Raw genomic sequence first — 22,538 nt, 5'->3', positions numbered from 1 at the left:
AGAATTTAGGTGCTAATAAATTGGATAATGTTGCCTTGCTTAATAAAACTTTAAGTAAAAAATTTGAAACATTAGAGACAAATACACTCCATAATATTCTTATCCTCTATCCAAAACCCACATATAACAAAAATATCATCTTAAAGAAATTCCACTCTAACCCAAAATACAAGCAGAATTTTGCTCTATACTCTATCGCAGGGGCTTTTAATATCTTATATATACCAAGCCTTATACAAATCACGAGAGTTGCAAGATTCTATAATTACCATTCTTTATATGCTGCGTGCAAAAAGGTGCGTGCTTTTATCATTGATACTGTGAAACCTAATAATAATGATAGCAATCAGCCTATTGGGGTATGGGATTATGAGAATGTGGGATTTGATTTATTTTTTAAAATACAATGCCGATAATCACGCATACGAGGTAAATTTCCAGATATGCTGACAACTATATTTAGCGCAAATTCTACTTCTTTAGCGCCATTTCTATTTTTCTTGTATAATTATGAATTTTGCAAATAAAACAACATTTTATCTAAGTTTAGATTTCTTTTTTATAGCTTTGTATTTTTAGATATTGTGTTAGAGGAGTGGTTATATGTTTAACTCTGTTGGTGGTGAGGCAATCGGCATGTTTTTTATCTATCATGTAAATATTTTTGCTCTCTTTTTTGTTATGCTTTTTTATCGCCTAAATAAACTTCTAGTAGGACTTCCTTTGTTTTTTGGATAATGTATTAGTGTGGTAGCGTTATATTTTTTGAATCACTCTAAGACACAATCTTATGTAGAAATTTTTAATGTGTTATATTACTCGGGAGTGGGTTTAATCTTTGTTTTTATGTGTATTTTTGAGTATAAAAAGATTTAAAAGTGGATATAAGCTAATAGATACTCAAAATCTATTCTTTGGTTTTTGTTTGGGATTTTTTATTTTTATTGTTAGTGTGCTATTAAGCATAGCTTTGCTTTATGGAGAATCTTTACTTATCTATCATCATAGTAAATTTATGCATTTTTTAGTTTGGCAATCTCTGTTTTTAGGCCTTTATTTGCTTTGTTTTCTAGCGCAAAATGTTTATAAATTATGGGGTAAAACAAGAGGATATAGCCAAAAAAAAGTTTATGGTATGGTTTTTGTAATTGGTGCTATAGCATTAATGCTAAATTTCTTGCCTTATGTGGTAGAGTTTTTTAAAAGATTAGGAGTATTATGAATAATCACAACCATTAAAATACCTAAAAACACTTTAATCTAGGTTATTTTTTTTAAAGCAAGATAAATAATTTTGAATACCAAAGTTTATAAGAAAAGTTAATATTATTTTATGGGAGCTTAGAAGTTTTAGATTTAAGCTCCCCATTAATATAAAATAATATGCACTTGTTGGGAACCATGCACACCAAAAACCGTAATTAACTCAATATCGGCTGTTCTTGAAGGTCCAGCGATAAATAAAATATTACTAGGTAAAATCTCATGCTCTTTTTTCACTGTATTTAAAGCTTCACTAAGACTTTTTACTATATTTTCTTTTTTAAGTAAAACTATACAAAGCATAGGTGCTAAAGAAAGCATTCTAGGCTGTTCTTTAGAGGATAGAACTAAAGCTACTCCATGTGAGCTTACTCCAAGCCTTGCATTGATGATAGAAAATTCACTATGAAAAACTTCGCTTCTTAAATCTTCTATTTTTTGATTAAAACAGATTTTTTGTTCCGCGTGGATTTTTTCTAGATTGATGTCTAGATTGTTTGGATAAATCATTTTGCTATAGCCATAATTTGCAACGATTTGATTTATTTTATCTTCCAATTCATCTTTAGTGCTTTCTTCTACAATGTATTTATTTGCGCTCATTTTTTCTTTTAATTCTTGTAATTTATCTTGCGTGGTTTTTATGTGCTCGATAGGATCTATACTTGGAAGCTTGCTAGCTTCTAAATGAGCATTTTTGATTTTTTCTAGAATTTCTTTTTTGCTTTTGTTTGAGATTTCTTCTAGTCTATTCACAGCTTACTCCTTCTATTTTTTCAAGTTCTTTGTAGAGATTATATTTAGCATTAGGAAATTCTTTATAAGCACTCCATTTTTTAATAATAGGTAGAGAATTTTTTCCTGCTTGCAAGAGCGTGTTAAAATGGTGTAGGTTAGATGTGGCAATTCTCCATATTTTTGGACTAGTGGCAACTTTCTCAAACATTTTAAAAGCAAAAGTTTCGCTTTTATTAGTAGAGATGTTTTCAAAGCTACCTTGTCCTATTTTTGCAGCCCTTAATTTTCTAATTAAATCTGCAAGAGGAATCTTGACAGGACACACTTCAGAACAACGCCCGCAAAGCGAACAAAAACTTAGTATATCTCCATTGGTTTGCATTCCAAAAATATTGGGACTAATTACTTCTCCAATAGGTCCTGGATAGACGCTTTGATAAGTATGGCCACCTATTTTATCATACACAGGGCAAAAATTCATACAAGCACCACATCTTATGCAACGCAAGGCTTCATAATAGTCTTTGTCGTTTAGCATTTTGCTTCTATTGTGATCAAAAAGAACGATATGCACTTCTTTTGGGCCATCTAAATCACCATTTTTTCTTGGGCCAGTAATGATATTATTGTAAGTAGGTATAAATTGTCCAGTAGCAGAAGGAGTTAATAGGCTTACCATAGTAGCAGCATCTTCAAAACTCTCCATTACTTTCTCAATTCCGCAAAGTGCTACATGAATATCGCTTGCTGTGGTGCACATTCTACCATTTCCTTCATTTTCTATCAGCCAAAAAGCTCCTTCTTTAGACATAGCAAAATTTACCCCACTAAGACCCATTTGCAAGCCCTCAAATTGATCTCTTAAATGTTTTCTTGCAATATTATTTAGTTTTTCTGGCTCGCTTTCTAAATGAGAACCTAGCTTTTCTTGAAAAATTTTACCTATCTCATAGCGATTTTTATGAATAGCGGGCACAACAATATGCACAGGAGTTTCTTCATTTAATTGTAAAATCAGCTCGCCCAAATCTGTTTCTATTGCATTGAATCCTTTTTTTTCTAAATAATGGTTTAAGCCTATTTCTTCGCTAGCCATAGACTTGCCCTTTAAAATTTTAGAAATATTTTTTTCTTTCATAATTTCATAAATAATCTCACAAGCATCTTCATCACTGCTTGCCCAATGCACTTGTATACCATTTTTTGTGGCATTTTTTTCAAATTCTAAAAGTCTATCATATAGGCTTGATAGGGCATTGTTTTTGGCTTGTTTGGCTTTATCTCTTAAGCCTTGCCAGTCTTGAAATTTATCTTCAATAACTTTGAGGCGATTATTTTGCAAAGTATGCATAGCAGATCTTAGATTATCTCTCATTTGTAAATCGTTTAATTTGATGCTAACCAATTCTTCGTGTGGAATTTTCATATTGCTACTCCCTCAAGGCGTTTGTTTAAAAAATCATATAGATGTATAGCTTTAATATTAGAGCCTATTTTAGCTAGAGTTCCTGAAATATTAAGTAAGCATCCTCCATCTCCACTAATTACATAATTTGCACCAGTATTTTGAATATCTTTGATTTTTTCTAAAGCCATAGAGTTTGAAATTTGGGGTTCTTTTATTGAAAAGGTTCCACCAAAACCACAGCATTCTTCTTCGTATTGTAGATTGACAAGTTCAACATTTTTGAGCTTTTTAATGAGGTTTTTACTAGCTTCTATACTTTTTTGAATTCTTAAAGCATGGCAATTAGAATGCCAAGTAACCTTTATGGGTTCTCCTTTATCTTCATAATCCACTTTTAAGACTTCATCAAGATATTGTGAAAGCTCTATAATGCGTGAGCTAAATTCTTCTACTTTTTTGAAATTTTTATCTTCTTTAAAAAGTTCCAAATAATCATGACTCATCATTCCAGCACAAGAACCACTGGGGACAATTATGGGATAATCTTTATCAAAAAGTTCAATATTGTGTAAAGCTACATTTTTGCTTTCATGAAAATAACCAGAATTAAAAGAAGGTTGTGAACAGCAAGTTTGATTTTTTTTAAAGATTACTTCTATGCCTTCACGGCGTAGAAGTTTGATGGCACTTAAAACACTCTCTTGCATTAAGGCAGTGCCTAGACAAGTGGCAAATAAATACACTTTTTTCATAATATTTCCTTATTTTAATAAACTAATTTCAGGAATAATTCCTTGCATAAAAAATGCTATTATAAAAGTCCAAATTCCTATTAAAATAATAAAGGCTATAGAATATTTTAAAGTAAATCTAAAAAGTTCTGATTCTTTTCCTACAAATCCAACAGCTGCACAAGCAATAGCTATACTTTGAGGGCTTATCATTTTTCCTACTACGCCACCTACAGAGTTTGCAGCCAAAAATAAAGCTTCGCTAATTCCTAGTTTTTGCGCACTTGCATGTTGCAGTGTTCCAAATAGCAAATTGGCACTTGTATCAGAACCGGTTAAAAATACCCCAATCCAACCAATGATAGGTGAAAAGAATGCAAATGCATCTCCAGTATGTGCAAAAGCTAAACCTAGAGTAGCACTCATACCGCTGTTTTTAGAGATGAATGCAAAGGCAACTACTAAGCCTATGGTTAAACAAGGTATGGCCATTTCTTTTAGGGTAGCCCAAAAGCATTCTGCAGCATCTTCTGCTTTTATTTTTAGAATTGCTATGGTTAAAAAAGCTGCAAGTAAAATAGCAGTTCCAGCTTGTGCTACTGCTTTTCCATTTACTAAATCTACCCCTAGGGCTAAAGAAAGAGGTTTTGGATCTCCAATTCCAGTAATGGAGGGACTTAAGATTTGAGTTGTGATATTGCTAAATTGCAAAGTAATGCTTGTATAGCTTAAAATACCATCCTTATCAAAAATTGCTTTAAACCAAGGTTGTGTCCATATAACAATGCAAATAATAAGCAAAATAAAAGGCATCCAAGACTTCAATACGAGAGAAAAATTAAGGCGATTGTCTTGTTTAAAATCTGTTTGGTTGTCAAATCTAAAGATATTTTTGGGTTTCCAAAATTTTAAAAATATAGTCGTAACTGCTAAAGAAACAACAGCAGAGATAATATCGGGTAATTCTGCACCTAGATGATTAGAACTCCAAAATTGTGTTCCAGTAAAGCTTAAAGCAGCTACTAAAATCGCTGGAAAAGTTTCTTTGATACCTTTAAATCCATCCATTAAAAACACAATAAAAAATGGAATGCTAAGACTTAGTGGAACTAACATTCTTCCTACCATAGCAGAGATGGGATGTGCATCCACTCCTACTAGATTTGCCATAGCTATAATTGGGATTCCTACTGCACCAAAGGCAACAGGTGCAGTGTTTGCGATAAGACAAAGCCCAGCAGCTTGCAAAGGTTTTAAGCCAAGTCCTACTAAAAGTGCTGCTGTGATGGCAACAGGACCACCAAAACCAATCGCACCTTCTAAAAAAGAGCCAAAACAAAAGCCAATCAAAATAACTTGTATTCTATGATCAGGAGTAATACTTATCACGCTTTGTTTGATGATTTCAAAAGAGCCTGATTTGATAGAAAGTTTATAAAGAAAAATAGCCGCAATAATAATCCAAGCAATAGGCCACATACCATTTGTAAATCCTTGAATAAAACTAGCACCCACTAAATTCCAAGGCATACCATAAACAAATAGTGCAATAATGCTTGCTAAAATTACAGTTAAAAAGCCAGCTTGATAACCTTTTAATTTGAAAATTACTAAGCATAATAAAAAACAAAGTATAGGCAAAAAGGCTACAAAAGCACTTAAGAAAATATTGCCTAATGGATCATAAATTTGTTCCCACATGGTTTTCCTTTAAAATGTTTAATCTATTTTCTTAAAGCATATCAAATAAATGATTTGTTACTTCTTTATGTTAAAGAAAACTATTGGATAGTGTATAAAATAGTAACTATTTTATGGGGGGAGAATTGTAAAATTGCAAGGATTTAGTGCGGTAACTCTTTGCTTCAAATAGCGGGTAAGATTTTTTATCATTGCTTAGATAGGCTTAAATTTGGAATAATTTCTAGGTTTTAAGTTTTGCAGAATTTAACAAGTATGGATTATTTTTTGTATAAAGTTGGCTTTTACTCAAGATTGTTTATATTATTAGAATGGATTATATTTGTAAAATAAGAACAATCTATTGCCTATGAAAGTAAAGTTTAACATATTGTTGGAGAGATGGAGTTTTGAATTTTCGCACATTTTTTATTTTGTATGACTTTTTATAGCTAAAAGCTTACAATAAAATTAAATATTATAGTTTAAAATCTTGAAGTGCTTTGTTGAGATGAAATAAGCAAAATTTTAAAAGATAAGCTAAAAGGTGACAAAGGGAACTAAATTTCCCTTGGATCTGCAATTTTTCCTTGAATTGCACTATAAGCAGCGACTGCGGAATTTGCTAGATATACTTCAGAATTTCTAGCACCCATTCTACCTACAAAATTACGATTTGTGGTAGAAACACAGCGTTCATTATCTCCTAAAATCCCCATATATCCGCCAAGACAAGCCCCACATGTAGGATTTGAAATTAAAGCACCGCTTTCAAGTAAAATATCAATATAGCCTAATTTATGTGCGTCTTTGTAAATTTGTTGTGTTCCTGGAGTGATGATTAATCTCACATCCTTATGCACTTTTTTGTCTTTTAAAATTTCACTAGCGATTTTTAAATCACTCAAACGCCCATTGGTGCAACTTCCTATAAATACTTGATCTATTTTTAAATTATCTTTTGTAGCTTGTGTGATACTTTTGCCATTGCTTGGCAAGAAAGGATAGGCAACCATAGGTTCTAGCTTACTAATATCAATGTGTAAAGTTTTGTTATACTTAGCATCTTTATCAGAGAAAAATTCTTTAGGCTTAGCTCTTAGACTTTTTCTTGAATTTAAAAATTCTCTTGTAATATCATCAGGTGCAATGATTCCATTTTTTGCCCCTGCTTCAATTGCCATATTGCATAATGAAAATCTATCATCCATATTGAGATATTCTATTCCCTCTCCACAAAATTCTAGTGTTTGGTAGAGTGCGCCATCTACGCCAATTTGTCTAATAACTTCCAAAATTAAGTCTTTTCCATAAATATGTTTTGCAGGTTTTCCACTAAATTCTACTTTGATGGCACTAGGCACTTTAAACCAGTTTTTGCCACTAATCATAGCATAAGCTAAATCCGTGCTTCCCATACCGGTGCTAAAAGCTCCTAAAGCTCCATGCGTGCAAGTATGAGAATCTGCCCCTATAATTACATCTCCGCTTACTACTAAGCCTTTTTCGGGAAGCAAGGCATGTTCAATTCCCATATCTTTTTCATCAAAAAAGTATTTTAAATTGTGTTCTTTAGCAAAATCACGACTAATTTTTGCTTGATTGGCACTTGCTATATCTTTTGCAGGGATAAAATGATCCATAACAATGCAAAATCCATCAGGATTTGCTAGAGACTTTGCTCCACTTTCTTTGAAAGCCTTAATGGAAAGAGGTGTTGTAATATCATTGCCAATTACCATATCAATGGGGCAGTCTATAATTTCTCCTGCATAAACTTCTTTGCCTACATGGTTTGAAAAAATTTTTTCTGTGATTGTTTGACCCATATTTTACTCCTTAATGTGATTTTTAAAAAATTCATGCAGTTTTAAAATTTCTTCTTTTTTTTCGTAGAAACTATTGCGGTTAGCAACTAAATATGCACTAATCTCCATAATAATTGCATCAATTTTAAGATTGTTTTGTTTCATAGTATCACCTGTTTCTACTAAATCTACAATTGCATCTGCCATTCCCACAAGAGGGGCTAATTCAATAGATCCATAAAGCTTTATAATATCTACACTTAAAGCTTTTTTGTTAAAAAATTTTTTTGTGATATTTTCTAATTTTGTGGCAATTTTTAAATGAGGATTGGAAAAATCTAGCACATAATCTTTAGGAGAGCCAATGGCTATTTTGCATTTACCAAATTCTAAGTCCAAAAGTCTAACAAGCGGACTTTCTTTTTCTTCTAGGACATCTAATCCTACCACGCCAATATCAGCAGCACCTCTTTGGATATAGATGGGAACATCTTGATTTCTTACAAGCATAAAAGTAAAATTATCGTATGAGAGGATAAGCTTTCTATCTTCAAAAACAAGCTTTGTATTAAGATATTTTTCAAAGATTTCTAGGGTTTGTTGGGCTATTCTTCCTTTAGGAAGTGCGACTTTTATCATAGTTTGATACCTCTTGAAGTAATATGGGTGCTAATTGCATTTTGCATACCTTTAAAGATTAGCAAATCATCATAAATAGAATTTGGAAAATAGCGTGAGAGAAACTTTCCATCCCCACCTGTGAAGTAAATTTTTTTACCTTTTGAACTTTGGGCTATCATAGAAACAATGGATTTTAAAACACCATAGCTAATGGCATCTTGTGTATTTTGAGGGAATGCATCTAAATCTACACTAAGATTAAAATCGCAATCTAATACATCAATGGTGCTAAAGAGTTCTCTATATCTTTCAATTCCTGGCAAGATACAGCCTCCAAGGTGGATACCATTGTGCATTGTATCAATTGTAATGGCACTTCCAGCATCCACAATTGTTCCATTAGGAACTGCAAGGCATGAGGCTATTCTATCAATTCCAAGTCCTTTATAAGCAGTATCAAGGTATAAATAAGGAGTAAGATCAAAACACTTTGGATGAGAATAGAGCAAAGATTTTGTGGATTCTTCATTGACACTAATATAAATAATTACTTCGCTAGAATCTTTGGAGGAAAGTTGGTGGGGTTCTTCTTTCCATACTTTTCCATGGTTATAAAAATGTAAAAAAGTATTTCCAATATCACAAAGTATCATAATTAGCCTAATTTAAATCTAAATAAGAATCATCAACAAAGATTTTTTCCCCAGCACTAAAGGCAGGTTCTTTAATTTTGCTAGGAATTTCAAAAACTTCATAACCGCTTAAATCATCTTCTATGCTTAAAAAATACCCTTGTGTTTCTAGAACATTGATCTTGCGTCCGTGGTTTGGAGCACTAAAGTGTGCAAAAGGAAATTTTAAACGCTTGATTTCATTTAAATCCACATCTGTTAGGATAACTTCTCCTTCAGAGGAAAATAAGAAAATTCTATCTTCAAAAAAGAGAATATCTTTTAAATTCACTTCAAAAGTATTGATAACACTAGGGCTTACAGAAATTACACGCTTAGGAGTAGCAGCTACCATTCTATTGCCTATGGCATCTAAGAAAATGACATTATTGAAATGTTTTTCACCATTAACAACAATATTTCTAATCATACGCATACTAGGTTTATCAATAATAACTAATTTGCCATCTAAAGTTGGCATTACAATAATATCTCCTAAGAAATAAGGAGAAGCTATTAAGGTGTTGTTTGTGGGTGCAGAAGGATTTGATAATTTATAAAGAGTTTTTTTGGTATCAAAATCAAAAATTTGCAAGGAATTGTCATCAAAAATCATTGCAATTAGATTATTTTCCATACTTGCACTTATAGGATTTGCTTCAAAGTTTAGATAAATAGTATCTTTGGTTTGCTTATTGATTAAAATAAGTTCTTTTGTATTACTTGTAGCAAGGTAGTAAGATTCGCTTTCATTAAGATAGCGTGCATTTTTAGGGAGAGTAAAGTCAATTACTTCTCCATTTTTTGTGATGAAATTACCATTTTTAAGGGTAGCACCATCTCTTGAGATTGCGATAATGGAAGAAGGAATAGAATTTGTATAAGAAGTGCTTCCTTTTAAATCCTCTTCTTTGGGTTCATAATAGTATTTAGAACCACAACCACTTAAAAAGAGTATAAAAAATAAAATTCCTGCTATTTGTTTCATTTTTCACTTCCTGCTTTAAGATGTGTCAAGGCATTTGCAATTTCTTTTGTGGGTGAGTTGTCAGGAATTTTTAGAAGAATTGCATCGGCGGCTTTAAAATCTCCTTTTTGGATTTGCAAATAAGCAGCTTCTAGCAAGGCAAATTCCCCTAAAGAATTTTGTGATAGTGTAGATGTATCTTTGTTTAAACTTGCATTTTGAGCCTTTGCAAATCTTGCTATAATGGGATCTTTAGAGCTTTCTAAAGATTTTAGAGTTTTGCTATCATTATTTCCAATAGCATTTTTAAACAAATATAAATCATAAAGTTTGCTTTTGCTTTCTTTTAGAGAATTGAGTGCTTTTTCATCACCTTGCAATGCTTGTGAATAAAAATTGTAATTTTTTTCATTTTGCATATTTGTATAAATTCCATTTGCATAGTAGCCAATACCTAATAAAATTACAAAAACAGCTAGAGCAATAAGTGGAATTTTGTAGCGTTTAAACCAGCCTTCAAAGCGTATTAGCCCTTCTAGCATTTTCTCATCATTATTAATCTCTTCTTTGATGAAATTTAAATTTTGCTTCATACTCATAAAAACTCCTTATTTGTTTGTGCTACCAAATCCACCCTCTCCACGCATTGTTTCATCAAGGGTTTCTACTTCTTCTAAGATTGCTTTTTCTACTTTACAAAGCACAGCTTGTGCGATTCGTTCGCCTTTTTTAATAGGAAAATCACTCTCACCAAAATTAATCGCAATGATTTTAATCTCACCTCTGTAGTCGCTATCAACCGTTCCAGGTGTATTTAATACACTAATTCCATGCTTTAGTGCCAATCCGCTACGCGGACGCACTTGCACTTCAAATCCTTCTTCAATGCTGATTGCAAGCCCTGTAGGAATAAGTGTCCATTTTCCTTTTGGAATGACTAAATCCTCACAAGAGCACAAATCAAGCCCTGAAGCACCTTGCGTTTGGTATTGTGGGATAATGGCATTTTCATTTAGCTTTTTAATTTTGATTTTAGTCATATTCCTCCTTTTATTCAAAATTAATTTCTTTGTAAAATACTTTTAAAATTTCATAATCCGCTTTTCCTCTTGGCAATACAACATTAACTTCATCGCCTACACATTTTCCTAAAAGTTGTTTGGCTAAAGGAGAATGGAAAGAAATTAATCCAATATCAGGATTGCTCTCAGTTGCTCCTACAATAGTGTAGCAAAGTTCTTCTTCTGTATCCATATCTTCTAAAAGAATTGTAGATCCAAAACTTACTTTATCATGTGTGATTGTTTTTGGATCGATTACTCTAGCTTGTGCTAAAAGCTGGGTTAGCTCATTAATTCTTGCATCAATAAAAAGTTGTTTTTCTCTTGCTGCATGGTATTCTGCATTTTCTTTTAAATCTCCATGCTCTCTTGCTGTATCAATTTCTTTTATATTATTAGGTCTTTCTACTTCTTTTAAATTTTTTAATTCATTAACTAGTTTTTCATAACCATATTGTGTCATTGGTTCATTTTGCACGATATATCTCCATTTTGATTTTAATCGCTCATCATACACTAACTGCTTTTAAAATGCCCTTATTTTAAAAAGTTTTGTATTTTTTTTGCACAATTTGTGGCACTGCCATTTTTTAAATATTTTAAAAGCACTCTCCTTTCTTTGTAGAAATGCTCCATATTGTAGGTTTCCCAAGCTTTGAGGAGATTATTTAGGTTGGCATCTTTTTGCAAAAATTCTTCATGGATAGGGGCGATTTTGGGATTTGTGTTTAAAGAAGGATGTTTATAATAGTAAAATTCCAAAAAAATATTTGCAAGCCCAATAAAGTTTAGTTTAACTAGCATTTTAGCAAGAAGATAGTCTAAAAATTTTGCCTTATAAACAAGTAGTGTGGGAATGCCCATAAGAGTGCATTCTAAAGTAGCTGTTCCACTACATACAAAGGCAAATTCACTTAAATTTAGGGCTTCATAGGTGTCAAAATAAAGTGTAAAATCTTCCAAATTTCCATAAATTTTATCCAAATCATTATTTTTGAAATGTTTTGGGATAATTAAAAGTGCTTTTTTGTTCTTTTGCTTTAAGATTCTAGCAAGCGGAATAAAAAGTGGCATTAAAGATTTGATTTCTGCAATTCTAGAACCAGGCATAAAAGCAATATTGCCACTTTCAGGTGCAGTATCAAAAAAGTATGGGATTTCATCTAAGAGAGGATGTCCTACATAGGAGATTTTTTCTTTTTTGCTGTAAAATTGTTCCTCAAAGGGTAGAATTCCCCATAATTCATCGCAAATTTGTTCTAAGATTTTTGCTCTATAGGGTTTCCAAGCCCAGACTTGTGGAAGAATATAGTAAATAATTTTTGGAGAGTTTTTGTTTTTTTTAATACTTTTAATAAGGGGAATATTAAAAGAAGAAGAATCCATAAATAAAGCAATATCGCAATTTAGGGCAATTTTTGTAAGTTTTTTTTTGATTTTAAAATAAGTTTTAATAACTTTTAGTGCATCTATAAAGCCCATAATTCTGAAACTATTGGGAGAGAAATCACTTTTAAAATCTGCAATGAGAGAGTTATCAAAAATCCCATGCAAACTAAATTTAACTTGCATATTTTTTAATGCATTTAAAAGGTGGAGTAGATGGATATTTGAAGAGTATTCTAAAGAAGATATGAAGATTTTTAAGGGTTTATTCATATTCTTCTTCTTTGTTGAAATCCCTAATTTCTATTCCAAATTTTGAAAATTCTAAGTCAAATTCTAAAAGCCATTTTTCAAATTCTTTGATATATTCTTCTAAGGGTAGAGTGTTACTTGATGGAATATATTCTTTTGCAGGAACTGCTAGAAGTTTTTCGGTATTTTTATAAAGAATCTCTACTTTTTTTAAAGGTTCTAAAATAGGCTTTTTGAAGTTTTTTTGTTTGTCTTTGATTGTTTGCAAGGATTGTTTTAGGTTTTCAAATTGAGTTTGAAGAAAACTTGTGTCTTTAGGCTCTGTTTGAACGATTTTGTAAATGGGTTGGTTAGTTTTGTTTAAGTTTTGTTCTAAGATCTTGTTTCTTTCTTCCAAGTCTTTATTTTGTGCTAAAAGCATTGCATTTTTGGCTGAAATTTCATTAAAAGTTTCTATAAGCTTTTTTTTATCTTCTTCTAAAAGTGCAAATTCTTCATTAAATTTCTTTCTTTCTTCTTCAAAAATTTCATAAATTTGCCATGCATCTTTAATCTCATCTAATTTTTCAATGAGTTTTGCAAGTGCCTCAGTATTTGCCAAAGTTAAGCCTTATTTTTAAGATACCATAAAAATGCAAACATAATTCCAGAAGTTTTAGGGTAGTTTTCATCAAAGATAAAGGAGTAGGCTTCTTCTTTTGGAATGTAAATAACTTCTATATTTTCATCATCAACTCCACCCCCTTTTGTTTTTTGCATAGAGTTATCAATATTAGCAACAAAAAGAGTTTGTTTGCTACCAGCAAATCCCACAGAGCTATAAAATTCAGTGATTTTTTCTATTTTTTCTAAAGGAACATCATAGCCACATTCTTCTAAAATCTCTTCTTTAGCGATTTGTTTTAAGCTTTTGTTGGGTTTATCAGTGATACCAGCACATAATTCATAAGTATAGCCAAGCTCTTTAATTGTGGCATTTCTTTGTTGTTCTTTTAAATATACTGCAGGACGGAATTGTTTTACAATACAAAAGGAGTCTTTTTGTGTGTGATACAAAAGCACAGCGACACTATCATGGGCTTCTATAATATCCCAAGCTCTTTCTTTACCATTTTCGCAAAAGAGCATTCTTTTGGGTTTTACATATTTGGAATTTACACACTCACAAAAGCGAATATTACTAATTTGTTTCATTGTTAATTGAGCGCATTTTCTAGATTATTTTCGTTGAGATATACAATATAAGTATTGTTTTTCTTTTGCAAAGGTGTGCTATCTATATTGTTTGCAATAGCAGAATGCAAGTCATTTTTATAGGAATTTGCAAGATTTAAAAATTCCTCTTTTTGTTTGCCTTTTAATGCTGAAACTGCTATTCTTAAGTGTTTTAGAGGATTTAAGGCATTGCCGTTTTTATAAAGTCCAAAATGTAAGTGGGGACCTGTGCTAAGTCCTGTGCTTCCAACAGCTCCTATTACTTTACCTTGAGATACATAAGAACCCGCCCTTAAACCTTTTTCAAATTTTTGCATATGGGCATAAAGGGTTTTGTAGCCATTTTCATGTTGGATAATAACGGTTTTGCCATACCCCCCTTTTGTTCCCAAGAATACTATTTTACCTTTACCAGCAGCTTTAATAGGAGTGTATCTAGGTGCTGCATAATCCACACCTAAGTGAGGGCGTTTGTATCCTAATATAGGGTGTTTTCTACCCATAGAGAATTGAGAAGAAATTCTTTTATATTTTAAAGGAATGGTAAGGAGATATTTATTGAGATGATTGCCATTTAAATCATAAAAATTACCATCGCTATTTCTAAAAACATATTGGTTATGGTTGCCAACATTTAAGACAGAAGCTTTGATTTGTGGCACGCCAAAAGGTCTTCCAAGACGATATTTGCGTTCATAAATGATGGCAACTTTATCATCTTTTTTAATCTGTCTTCTAAAATCTACACTATTTTTATAACTTTGGATGAATTCATGTGCTAAAAAGCCATCTCCTGTATAGTTTGCAATATCGTTGTAGATAGAGTTTTGCACAGAAAGTGCGACTGTTTTTTCTTCTTTGAAATAGAGGGTTGGAATTGCTTTTAGTCCATATCCATTGCTATCTTTGTAAATATGGAGTTGAGAATCTTCGTTGATGGGAATAAGGGCTTGCAAAAGAGTGTCGCCCTCATATAAAGAATAAAAAGTATTTCCGCTAATGATTTCATCAGCAAGTTCTTTATCTTCAGCAGGGAGATCATAATAAACTTTAAGAGGTATTTTATTTTCTTCAAAGAAGTTCAAAATGGTTTTTCCTTGGGGCCACTTTGCTTCTTGAATTGTCGCTGCATAAAGCGAAGAAGAAAATAAAGCAAAAAATAAAAATAAAATACTCTTATATAATTTATTACTCATATATCCACTGCTCCTGATTTTAAAATTAAAATAAGCTTAATTATAGCAAAAACAAGCGAAATTTTAACTTAAATTTTGTTTAAATGTAGAAAAATCTAAAAAGCATAGTAAATATAAATTATTTTTAAAAATAGCCGATTCTAATTCTAAAATTTTATGAATTTAGAGTGTGTTTGAATATCAAAAATATTTAGAATATTTTTAAAGCTTCAAAAAGAGGTAAAAATAGTGAATCCTATAAAATCTTATTCAAATTATCATTATGCAAATAATTTTAAGAGTAATATATTTATTGCAGAAAGCAATAATTTATCAAACCTTGTAAGTGATAAATCACAAGCAGTAAATAAAGTTTTAGGTTATGGAGTAGATGAGAATGGCTTTTTTACAAGCGATTTTAATGAGAAAGCAGGTATTCCAAAAGATTATAAGATTTATGCTAAAGGTTTAGAAGAGATGAAAGAGCTTTATACACATATGGATTTTTTAACAATGTATGTAGATATTGATATAGCTAAAACTGTTGGGAACTCCTATAGAGTTTTTTCTAAAATTATAGAGGAGAAAGATTTGGGGGGAAATTTTACTCAAGAGGATTTGCAAAATATTGAAGATTATAGAAAGGATTTTTGGAGAGGATTGAAGAGTGGCGAAATATTTTTGCTTAATATGGGTTTTCTTAATAAGGCAGATTTTGGTGCAAAAGTCTATAAGATAGAAAATGAAGAAATTTCTAAAGGTGGAGCTTTGATGGCATTTTTAAGAGGGGGAGGGTTTGAAATTATAGAAGGAAAAACTACAGTATTGGGCAAGATGGCTGGAATAGATAAGAATATAGGTAAAGAAGAGCTTAAAGAATTTCAAGAGTTTATGAATGCTAATCGCACACAAAGTGCATTTATGGAAAATCCTTTTGGAGAGGTGTATGATTGGGATAGTATTGAAACTTTTTTATCTATGCAACTTTTTACAAAGAGAGCTTATCAAGTAGATATCAAATTAGGCAAACAGGCTGAAAACCTTTCTAAAGAGTTTCAAGAATTGATGAATAAAATGGATTTAAGTTTGGAGGGATTTAAGAAGGAATATCTTGATTTTAAAATAAGGCATGATGAGTTTGTAAAAAATTTAAAAGAAGTAGAAAAAGCAGAAGGAATTGATTATGATAAAAGTCCTGCAGAAGAATCTGCAAATAGTGAAGAAGGTGAAGAAAATGGTATGAAAAATAATAAAGAAAAAAAGACTTTTAAACCTATACAAGCAGAAAGCAAAAGTGAAACTTACAAAGAAGAGATAAATTCAAATTTCTGGGAGCAGTTTGTAAAGATACAGAGAGAAAAAGGGGTAGATGTTTTGGGGCTTTTAGAGAGGCTTTCTAATAAAGGTTTAGATATCAAAGCTTAAGTTATTTAGGCTGGTTTTTTTATGATAAATATAAAATGATAATTTTATCTTACTATGTAAAAATCTTAACAATATTTTCTAAGTAGGTTTGATTGTTACAAAGTATATTTATTAAGCTATAAGTGTTATGTTTTGCTTTAATAATAAAACAATTTTTTTAGATTATTTGTATTTTTTGCTTATCTTGTAATTTTTGAGTGCTAAAAATGATAAAAGTAAGGGAGAAGAGGAGGTTAGGAGAGATTTAAAAGAGTGTTTTTTGGAAACTGCATACTGATGCAATGTAAACTGCCATGTTGTCTTATTAGCACACTGCAATCAATAGGGATAATTTTATGATTTGGCAGTGCTTTGGATAAAATCTCTATAGCTAGAGCATCGTTTTTGTCGTTATAGGTAGGAAGCAAAACTGCACCATTGATAAAAAGAAAGTTTGCATAAGTTGCAGGCAATCTTTCATTGTCATAATATTTTGGCTCACAAAAAGGTAGGGCAACTAAATTAAAGGGCTTATCCTCAAGATCCCTTAGTTCTCTTAGCTCCTCTTCCATCTTTTTTAAGGCTTCATAGTGAATATCATTTTTGTCATCGCATTTTAAATAGGCTATTGTGTTGGGTGTAATAAAACGCGCTAAAGTATCAATATGGCTGTCTGTATCGTCTCCTTCTAAAAAGCCAGAATTGAGCCATAAAACTTTTTTAATCCCTAAAGTCTTTTTTAAAATCTTTTCTATTTTTTCTTTGGAATAGGAGGGGTTTCTATTCTTTTCTAGTAAGCATTGTGTGTTAGTAAGCAAAATTCCCTCCCCATTACTTTCAATGCTTCCACCTTCTAAAATAATTTTTTGTGTTTTGACTTTTTTAAAAATTCCTTTTTCTTGCATTTTGGAAGTGATTTGGTTGTCAAAATTAGAAGGAAATTTCAAACCCCATCCATTAAACCCAAAATCAAGAACAATATTTTTGCCATTTTTACAAATTGTAATTCCACCAAAATCCCTAGCCCAGGTATCATTGCTAGGTATTTGCATTAAATGTAAATTAGTAAAATTTAAGTCTAAATTATGGCTTTTTGCATAGTTTTTAATGTAGTTTTGTGTCTCTTTTTTGTCTTGCACTACCAAAATGCAAGATTGCACTTTAGTGATTTTAGAAATAATTTCACAATATACATCTCTAACTTCGCTAAGATATTCGCACCAATCAGAATCTTTGTGGGGAAAAGTTAGTAAAATTCCATCTTGGTTTTCCCATTCTGCATAAAATTTTTTCATAAGGACTCACTCTTTTTAAAAAAATGACGATATTATTACATATTTAACTTTAAGGAGTTTAAAATGGAAGTAAAAAAAAGCACAAGCGAATATGCAAGTAATTTGCAAAGCAATTTTAATCTGCCAACTCAAAATGAGAAAGGTTTAACACAAAAAGAGGAGAGTATTAAAGAGAGTGCCTCTAAAGTGGATGCAAAAGAACTTATGATGCAATATACAGTGCAGTTTCAAATGAGTGTGAGTGGAAATTTTTTAGCACAAAGTGGAGTAAATCAAAGTTTTGGGAATTTTAATGGAGGGGAAAATTATTCTAAAAATCTTCAAGATCTTTTTTCTAGTCTTGATTTGTCAGCTATTGGGTATGAGGGCAAGCCTCTTGGCGAGCTAAGTCAAAAAGAAGCACAAGAGCTAGTAGGTGAGAATGGATTTTTTGGAATTACGCAGACTTCAGACAGGATTGCTGATTTTGTGATTGCGGGTGCAGGAAATGATATAGAGAAACTAAAAGCAGGTAGAGAAGGAATTATTAGAGGCTATGAACAAGCACAAAAAGCTTGGGGAGAGGAATTGCCAGAAATTAGCAAAAAAACTCTAGATAGAGCATTAGAGAAGATTGATAAAACTCTAGCCGATCTTGGAGTAAATGTGTTAGAGCAAGACGCATAAAGGGTAATTTTGCAGGGTTTAATTTTAAGCATAGAAAGTAGTTGCGATGATAGCTCCATCGCACTCACGCAAATTATAGATAAAAAGTTAATTTTTCATCAAAAAATTTCGCAAGAAAAAGAGCATTCTAACTATGGTGGTGTTGTTCCTGAGCTTGCAAGCAGGTTACATGCAGAAGCTTTACCTTTAATTTTAGAAAAAACCAAACCTTTTTTAGAGAGAGTTCAAGCAGTTGCTATTACTACAGAGCCTGGTTTAAACATCACTCTATTAGAAGGACTTATGATGGCAAAAACTCTTGCATTTTGCCTTAATGTGCCTTTAATTGCTGTTAATCATTTAAAAGGACATTTGTATTCTTTATTTTTGGAAAAAGAAGCAATTTTTCCTCTTGGAGTTTTGTTGGTTTCAGGCGGACATACAATGTTGATAGAAGCAAAAAGCTTTCATGAAATTAAAATTGTAGCAAGAAGCATAGATGATAGCTTTGGAGAAAGTTTTGATAAAGTAGCAAAAATGTTGGATTTAGGTTATCCAGGTGGTCCAGTGGTAGAAAAATATGCTAAAAATGGAAATGCAGACTTTTTTAAACTTCCTTTGCCTTTAAATAGCAGGGCAAAATTTGCCTTTTCTTTTTCAGGACTTAAAAATGCAGTAAGGCTTGAAATTGAGAAGTTTAAAGCAAAAGGAGGTTTTGAAGATAGGGAAAAATTAGAAATTTTTAGAGCAAATTTATGTGCAAGTTTTCAAAAAGTAGCCTGCACACATCTTTTACAAAAATGCAAGATTTTTTTTGAAGAAAATAAAAGCCAGAGGGATTCTTGGGAGCATTTTGCTATAGTTGGTGGAGCAAGTGCAAATTTGTTTTTACGCGAAGAATTGCAAAAAATGTGTGAAAGTTATACAAAAAATTTACTTTTAGCACCTTTAGAATTTTGCTCTGATAATGCTGCAATGATAGGTAGAGTAGGCATAGAATCGTATCTAAGGGAAGAATTTAGCTCGCCCTTTAGCGTTAAAACTAAGCCAAAAGTTGATGATTTTAATGCAAATTTTAGTGAAGATATTTAAAAATTTGGTTTTAAATTTAATAAAAAAGGAATAAATATGGTAACTTTTAAAGGTAGTGAAGTAACACTTAAAGGAAAAGAAATTAATGTAGGGGATAATGCTCCTGAAGTAGATTTGGTTGCAGGTGATTTGAGCGTAAAAAGTGTAGGTGGAGCGAGTGGTAAATTTCAAGTAATCAATGTAGTTCCTTCGCTAGATACAGGTGTTTGTGCTATGCAAACAAGAAAATTCAATGAAAAGGCAGCAACTTTACCCAATACAGAAGTTTTTGTAGTGTCTTTGGATTTACCTTTTGCCCAAGGAAGATTTTGTACAACAGAGGGAATTAAAAATGTGGTAGCACTTAGTGATTTTAAAGAAAAAGCATTTGGTGAGGCTTATGGTGTATTGTTAGGTTCCTCTCCTCTTGCAGGATTGCTTAGTAGAGCCGTATTTGTAGTAAATCCTGAAGGTAAAGTTGTGTATAAAGAGCTTGTTGCAGAAATTACAACAGAGCCAAATTATGAAGCGGCATTGGCAAGCTTAAAATAGTTTTAGGTTAAGCGATTGTTATTATATATACATGGTTTTCGCAGTGTTGGGCTATGCTATAAGGGAAGTTTAATTAAAGAATTTAGCGAGGATTCTCTAACTCCTAATCTCCCTTATGCTCCCAAGCTTGCTATTAAGCTTTTAGAAGAAATCATCCTAAAAAATTTAGAGCAATCTTGCAAAATCTCTCTTATTGGTAGTTCTCTTGGTGGGTATTATGCAATTTATCTAGCACATAAATTTAATTTAAAAGCAGTGCTTGTAAATCCTGCAGTTTATGCTTATAGAAATCTTTCGTTGGCTATTGGGAAAGTAAATGTTCCTTATAGTGGAGAAACTTTTTTATGGACACAAGATTTAGTAGAAGATTTAAAAGAATTGGAAGTTAAAAATATTGACTATAAATTATTTATGGTGCTTTTACAAAAAGGCGATGAGGTGCTAGATTATAGAGAAGCTGCATTGAAATTTAAAGATTCCAAACTTTTAATTTATGAGGGAGGTTCTCATAGATTTGATAATTTTGAGATGCAAAAAGAAAATATTCTTCAATGGTGTTCTTAATTTTTGAAAAATAGATTAAAATTTTTTGTTATAATTTGCAAAATACAAGGAGGCAAACTATGGAATCTTCAATGATTAATCTTTTAAATAATTATATGCCGCTTATAAAAAGCTACCGTTCTCAATTCACTTCTTTAAACGCATTGCTTGGAAAGACTACTCTTACAGGGAAGATAAGTTCTTTAGATATTGCAGAAAATCTTTTTGAATATATGGAACAAACACAAGAGAAGTTTGAAAATCTGCAAGAAAAACTTATTGATACAATTATGGAGCAAAGTTTTTTAAATAAATATGAAGAGGCTTATACTTCAGTTTGTGTAATTTTAGAGCAAATAAAAAGTAGAATTAAAAAATGCACAGAAGAAGTTACAATGTTTGGGGCAAGTAGATATATTTTAAAAAGTTGCCAAAATAAAGAATATGAAGAGCTAAAAAAATATCTTAATACATTCTTAGAAAATCGTAATTCTTATAAAGATGTTTTGCTTTATGATGTGCATGGAAATATTGGTTTTTCTACTAAGTTTGAAGCAAAGAATACTAAAAATATTGAAATTGTAGGTTATAACCAAAAGATTAAAGATTGCTTTGGGAGAATTGATTTTTATGGTAATAGTGATGAAGAAGCATTTTACTTTGTAGCACCTATTAAGCTAGAAGAAAATTCCTTTACTTTGCTTATTTTTATTGTGGATTTGGAAAAAATTTTTATGGATTCTCTTAAGAGATATCCTTATAGAATTTCACAAGCAGAACTTATTTTAACTAATCAAAAAAATCAAATTATTTATTCTAGCAATGCTAGAGATTTTCCTTTTGGGAGTAATTTAGCTTTAAACCATCATAAAGAATATAGTTTTGTTGAAAGTCATAAAAGGCTTTATTTGAATGCTTCTAGAAGTTTTGAAAATGTAAAGGGCATTATGGAGGGATGGAAAATCTATCGTGTAGTGCCTTTACTAGTTGCATTTGATCAAAAAAGAGGACAAGAATTTAAAATTGAAAAGAAATTTTTAGAAGATTCTCTATTAATTACTGAGGATTTAGATAGTGTGATTACAGAGGCGGAAAATATTAATGAAGATTTAGGTGATGTTGTGATTAATGGTGAGATTATCGCTTCAAAAAGCCATTCTTACGCGCTTAATCCTATTTTGAATAATATTAGAATTTTAAGTGAAGAGATGAATACACTTTGTGTGCAATCTACCGAAGAGTTGCAAAAAGGGATTTATGAAGCACTTTTTAATGTTGTGGGCTATTATTCTAAATATTCTGCCTATAGTGTTTTTGATTTATTTTTGATGGTTTATGGTGATGTGCAATGGATTAGACAAAATGATGCTTTTAAAAATTTCACAGAAGAATGTATTAAAGAAGATAGCCGTGTTTTAACTTGTATTAAAAGAGTTAAACAAGAAAGCAGTATTTATCATAATATTTTAGCATATGATGCAAATGGAGTAATTGTTGCTAATGGAAGTGATATACATGCTATTAATGGTGAAAAAGTAGCTATTTATGATAGGGTATCTCAAAGTGTAATCTATAAAAATAACCTTTTTGTATCTAATTATGAAAAAAGTCCTTTTTATAATGGTAAAAAAACATTTATATTTTATACGCCTATTGTAAATTCTAATCGCATTGTTGGAGGACTTGCATTTGTTTTAGAAGGAGATATATTTACAAATATTCTCCATAAAACTCTCTCAAAAGAATCTTCCATTCTTTCAGGAGATAGTGAAATTTTTAGTGTTTTATTTGACGCAAATAGAAATCTTTATGCAACTACAAAAGAGGATTTTTCTTTTGAAAAATACGATCTTTTAGAGCTGGATTTAACCACACTAAAAGATAAAAAGCAAATTCTTAAGATTAATGAACGCTATTATTTAGTAAGCGCACAAATGGTGGTAAGTGATAGTGAAGATTTTAAGATGCAAGATATTTTTAGAACACCTATTTATAATGTGGTTTTTGTTGCCATTAAAGATGAAAAACAAGAATTTTAATTTTTAGGAGAGA

General features: G+C 31.3%; 24 protein-coding genes and 1 pseudogene. 9 read left to right on the top strand and 16 right to left on the bottom strand.

Translation table 11 applies throughout. The features are described 5' to 3' along the window. The 3 genes and pseudogenes from B6S12_RS11470 to B6S12_RS06165 form a co-directional block, all read left to right on the top strand. Positions 1–416: pseudogene (locus B6S12_RS11470) on the top strand (hypothetical protein); the annotation flags it as partial. A 187-nt stretch (positions 417–603) separates the two neighbouring features. Beyond that, positions 604–738, top strand: coding sequence for a hypothetical protein (locus tag B6S12_RS11670; protein ID WP_281267884.1), 135 nt, complete (start codon positions 604–606; stop codon positions 736–738). Positions 739–838: 100 nt separating this feature from the next. After that, entirely contained in the window at positions 839–1,222 is a 384-nt protein-coding gene (locus B6S12_RS06165) for a hypothetical protein (RefSeq protein ID WP_111229927.1), read from the top strand. Positions 1,223–1,368: 146 nt separating this feature from the next. On the opposite strand, the gene B6S12_RS06160 is transcribed toward B6S12_RS06165, so the two are convergent. The 15 genes from B6S12_RS06160 to B6S12_RS06090 form a co-directional block, all read right to left on the bottom strand. Beyond that, positions 1,369–2,019, bottom strand: coding sequence for a LutC/YkgG family protein (locus B6S12_RS06160; RefSeq protein WP_111229926.1), 651 nt, complete (start codon positions 2,017–2,019; stop codon positions 1,369–1,371). Beyond that, positions 2,012–3,427 carry a LutB/LldF family L-lactate oxidation iron-sulfur protein gene (locus B6S12_RS06155; protein ID WP_111229925.1) on the bottom strand — a complete coding sequence of 472 codons (1,416 nt, stop codon included), beginning with the start codon at positions 3,425–3,427 and terminating at the stop codon, positions 2,012–2,014. The genes B6S12_RS06160 and B6S12_RS06155 overlap by 8 nt, the downstream gene beginning before the upstream one ends. Then, positions 3,424–4,164 (bottom strand): (Fe-S)-binding protein, encoded by a 741-nt coding sequence (locus B6S12_RS06150; RefSeq protein WP_111229924.1) that lies wholly within the window; start codon positions 4,162–4,164, stop codon positions 3,424–3,426. The genes B6S12_RS06155 and B6S12_RS06150 overlap by 4 nt, the downstream gene beginning before the upstream one ends. Positions 4,165–4,170: 6 nt before the next feature. Beyond that, complete coding sequence (locus B6S12_RS06145; RefSeq protein WP_111229923.1) at positions 4,171–5,841, bottom strand: L-lactate permease; 1,671 nt, start codon at positions 5,839–5,841, stop codon at positions 4,171–4,173. A 539-nt stretch (positions 5,842–6,380) separates the two neighbouring features. Then, positions 6,381–7,649 carry a 3-isopropylmalate dehydratase large subunit gene (gene leuC, locus B6S12_RS06140; RefSeq protein WP_111229922.1) on the bottom strand — a complete coding sequence of 423 codons (1,269 nt, stop codon included), beginning with the start codon at positions 7,647–7,649 and terminating at the stop codon, positions 6,381–6,383. A gap of 3 nt (positions 7,650–7,652) precedes the next feature. Beyond that, positions 7,653–8,267 (bottom strand): ATP phosphoribosyltransferase, encoded by a 615-nt coding sequence (hisG, locus tag B6S12_RS06135; protein WP_111229921.1) that lies wholly within the window; start codon positions 8,265–8,267, stop codon positions 7,653–7,655. Next, positions 8,264–8,902: a type III pantothenate kinase gene (locus B6S12_RS06130; RefSeq protein ID WP_111229920.1), complete on the bottom strand. Its 639-nt coding sequence runs from the start codon at positions 8,900–8,902 to the stop codon at positions 8,264–8,266. The genes hisG and B6S12_RS06130 overlap by 4 nt, the downstream gene beginning before the upstream one ends. A gap of 7 nt (positions 8,903–8,909) precedes the next feature. Then, a complete protein-coding gene (locus tag B6S12_RS06125; RefSeq protein WP_111229919.1) occupies positions 8,910–9,908 on the bottom strand; it encodes a hypothetical protein in 999 nt (332 codons plus the stop codon). Beyond that, a complete protein-coding gene (locus tag B6S12_RS06120; protein WP_111229918.1) occupies positions 9,905–10,486 on the bottom strand; it encodes a hypothetical protein in 582 nt (193 codons plus the stop codon). Before B6S12_RS06120 ends, B6S12_RS06125 begins: the two co-directional genes overlap by 4 nt. Before the next feature lie 9 nt (positions 10,487–10,495). Beyond that, the gene (gene dut, locus B6S12_RS06115) at positions 10,496–10,927 is read right to left on the bottom strand and encodes a dUTP diphosphatase (protein WP_111229917.1); all 432 of its coding nucleotides are present in this window, start codon (positions 10,925–10,927) and stop codon (positions 10,496–10,498) included. A 10-nt stretch (positions 10,928–10,937) separates the two neighbouring features. Next, complete coding sequence (greA, locus tag B6S12_RS06110) at positions 10,938–11,411, bottom strand: transcription elongation factor GreA (RefSeq protein WP_111229931.1); 474 nt, start codon at positions 11,409–11,411, stop codon at positions 10,938–10,940. Between the two features lie 74 nt (positions 11,412–11,485). Next, entirely contained in the window at positions 11,486–12,607 is a 1,122-nt protein-coding gene (gene lpxB / locus B6S12_RS06105) for a lipid-A-disaccharide synthase (protein WP_111229916.1), read from the bottom strand. Beyond that, positions 12,600–13,187, bottom strand: a complete 588-nt coding sequence (locus tag B6S12_RS06100; RefSeq protein ID WP_111229915.1) for a hypothetical protein — start codon at positions 13,185–13,187, stop codon at positions 12,600–12,602. The genes lpxB and B6S12_RS06100 overlap by 8 nt, the downstream gene beginning before the upstream one ends. Positions 13,188–13,189: 2 nt before the next feature. Next, positions 13,190–13,780, bottom strand: a complete 591-nt coding sequence (locus B6S12_RS06095) for an NUDIX hydrolase (protein ID WP_111229914.1) — start codon at positions 13,778–13,780, stop codon at positions 13,190–13,192. A gap of 2 nt (positions 13,781–13,782) precedes the next feature. Next, positions 13,783–14,997 carry a peptidoglycan DD-metalloendopeptidase family protein gene (locus B6S12_RS06090; RefSeq protein ID WP_111229913.1) on the bottom strand — a complete coding sequence of 405 codons (1,215 nt, stop codon included), beginning with the start codon at positions 14,995–14,997 and terminating at the stop codon, positions 13,783–13,785. Positions 14,998–15,225: 228 nt separating this feature from the next. On the opposite strand from B6S12_RS06090, the gene B6S12_RS06085 reads away from it, so the two are divergent. Then, complete coding sequence (locus tag B6S12_RS06085) at positions 15,226–16,401, top strand: Cj0814 family flagellar-dependent secreted protein (protein WP_111229912.1); 1,176 nt, start codon at positions 15,226–15,228, stop codon at positions 16,399–16,401. 233 nt (positions 16,402–16,634) lie between these two features. On the opposite strand, the gene B6S12_RS06080 is transcribed toward B6S12_RS06085, so the two are convergent. After that, positions 16,635–17,675, bottom strand: a complete 1,041-nt coding sequence (locus B6S12_RS06080) for an agmatine deiminase family protein (RefSeq protein WP_111229911.1) — start codon at positions 17,673–17,675, stop codon at positions 16,635–16,637. Between the two features lie 63 nt (positions 17,676–17,738). Between B6S12_RS06080 and B6S12_RS06075 the strand changes: the two genes are divergently transcribed. The 5 genes from B6S12_RS06075 to B6S12_RS06055 are packed head-to-tail and all read left to right on the top strand — an operon-like array spanning position 17,739 to position 22,525. Continuing rightward, positions 17,739–18,341 carry a hydrogenase-4 component G gene (locus B6S12_RS06075; RefSeq protein ID WP_245892561.1) on the top strand — a complete coding sequence of 201 codons (603 nt, stop codon included), beginning with the start codon at positions 17,739–17,741 and terminating at the stop codon, positions 18,339–18,341. 9 nt (positions 18,342–18,350) lie between these two features. After that, complete coding sequence (gene tsaD, locus B6S12_RS06070) at positions 18,351–19,412, top strand: tRNA (adenosine(37)-N6)-threonylcarbamoyltransferase complex transferase subunit TsaD (protein ID WP_111229910.1); 1,062 nt, start codon at positions 18,351–18,353, stop codon at positions 19,410–19,412. 36 nt (positions 19,413–19,448) lie between these two features. Then, the gene (tpx, locus tag B6S12_RS06065; RefSeq protein WP_111229909.1) at positions 19,449–19,943 is read left to right on the top strand and encodes a thiol peroxidase; all 495 of its coding nucleotides are present in this window, start codon (positions 19,449–19,451) and stop codon (positions 19,941–19,943) included. Between the two features lie 15 nt (positions 19,944–19,958). Next, positions 19,959–20,507 (top strand): YqiA/YcfP family alpha/beta fold hydrolase, encoded by a 549-nt coding sequence (locus B6S12_RS06060; RefSeq protein ID WP_111229908.1) that lies wholly within the window; start codon positions 19,959–19,961, stop codon positions 20,505–20,507. Positions 20,508–20,566: 59 nt separating this feature from the next. Further along, the gene (locus tag B6S12_RS06055) at positions 20,567–22,525 is read left to right on the top strand and encodes a hypothetical protein (RefSeq protein WP_111229907.1); all 1,959 of its coding nucleotides are present in this window, start codon (positions 20,567–20,569) and stop codon (positions 22,523–22,525) included. Positions 22,526–22,538 lie beyond the last annotated feature (13 nt).

The sequence above is a fragment of the Helicobacter valdiviensis genome (genome assembly GCF_003245365.1).
In the GTDB taxonomy this organism is placed as follows: Bacteria; Campylobacterota; Campylobacteria; order Campylobacterales; family Helicobacteraceae; genus Helicobacter_D; species Helicobacter_D valdiviensis.
Note: the sequence above shows the minus strand (reverse complement) of the source record. Positions and strands in the feature narration are given on the sequence as shown.

Bases quoted from the DNA above. Each gene is read 5' to 3' on its own strand.
- hisG (WP_111229921.1), bottom strand. From the start codon at position 8,267: ATGATAAAAGTCGCACTTCCTAAAGGAAGAATAGCCCAACAAACCCTA.
- B6S12_RS06075 (WP_245892561.1), top strand. From the start codon at position 17,739: ATGGAAGTAAAAAAAAGCACAAGCGAATATGCAAGTAATTTGCAAAGC.
- B6S12_RS11670 (WP_281267884.1), top strand. From the start codon at position 604: ATGTTTAACTCTGTTGGTGGTGAGGCAATCGGCATGTTTTTTATCTAT.
- greA (WP_111229931.1), bottom strand. From the start codon at position 11,411: ATGACACAATATGGTTATGAAAAACTAGTTAATGAATTAAAAAATTTA.
- leuC (WP_111229922.1), bottom strand. From the start codon at position 7,649: ATGGGTCAAACAATCACAGAAAAAATTTTTTCAAACCATGTAGGCAAA.
- B6S12_RS06130 (WP_111229920.1), bottom strand. From the start codon at position 8,902: ATGATACTTTGTGATATTGGAAATACTTTTTTACATTTTTATAACCAT.
- lpxB (WP_111229916.1), bottom strand. From the start codon at position 12,607: ATGAATAAACCCTTAAAAATCTTCATATCTTCTTTAGAATACTCTTCA.
- B6S12_RS06155 (WP_111229925.1), bottom strand. From the start codon at position 3,427: ATGAAAATTCCACACGAAGAATTGGTTAGCATCAAATTAAACGATTTA.
- B6S12_RS06120 (WP_111229918.1), bottom strand. From the start codon at position 10,486: ATGAGTATGAAGCAAAATTTAAATTTCATCAAAGAAGAGATTAATAAT.
- B6S12_RS06095 (WP_111229914.1), bottom strand. From the start codon at position 13,780: ATGAAACAAATTAGTAATATTCGCTTTTGTGAGTGTGTAAATTCCAAA.
- dut (WP_111229917.1), bottom strand. From the start codon at position 10,927: ATGACTAAAATCAAAATTAAAAAGCTAAATGAAAATGCCATTATCCCA.
- B6S12_RS06090 (WP_111229913.1), bottom strand. From the start codon at position 14,997: ATGAGTAATAAATTATATAAGAGTATTTTATTTTTATTTTTTGCTTTA.
- B6S12_RS06055 (WP_111229907.1), top strand. From the start codon at position 20,567: ATGGAATCTTCAATGATTAATCTTTTAAATAATTATATGCCGCTTATA.
- B6S12_RS06145 (WP_111229923.1), bottom strand. From the start codon at position 5,841: ATGTGGGAACAAATTTATGATCCATTAGGCAATATTTTCTTAAGTGCT.
- B6S12_RS06125 (WP_111229919.1), bottom strand. From the start codon at position 9,908: ATGAAACAAATAGCAGGAATTTTATTTTTTATACTCTTTTTAAGTGGT.
- B6S12_RS06080 (WP_111229911.1), bottom strand. From the start codon at position 17,675: ATGAAAAAATTTTATGCAGAATGGGAAAACCAAGATGGAATTTTACTA.
- tpx (WP_111229909.1), top strand. From the start codon at position 19,449: ATGGTAACTTTTAAAGGTAGTGAAGTAACACTTAAAGGAAAAGAAATT.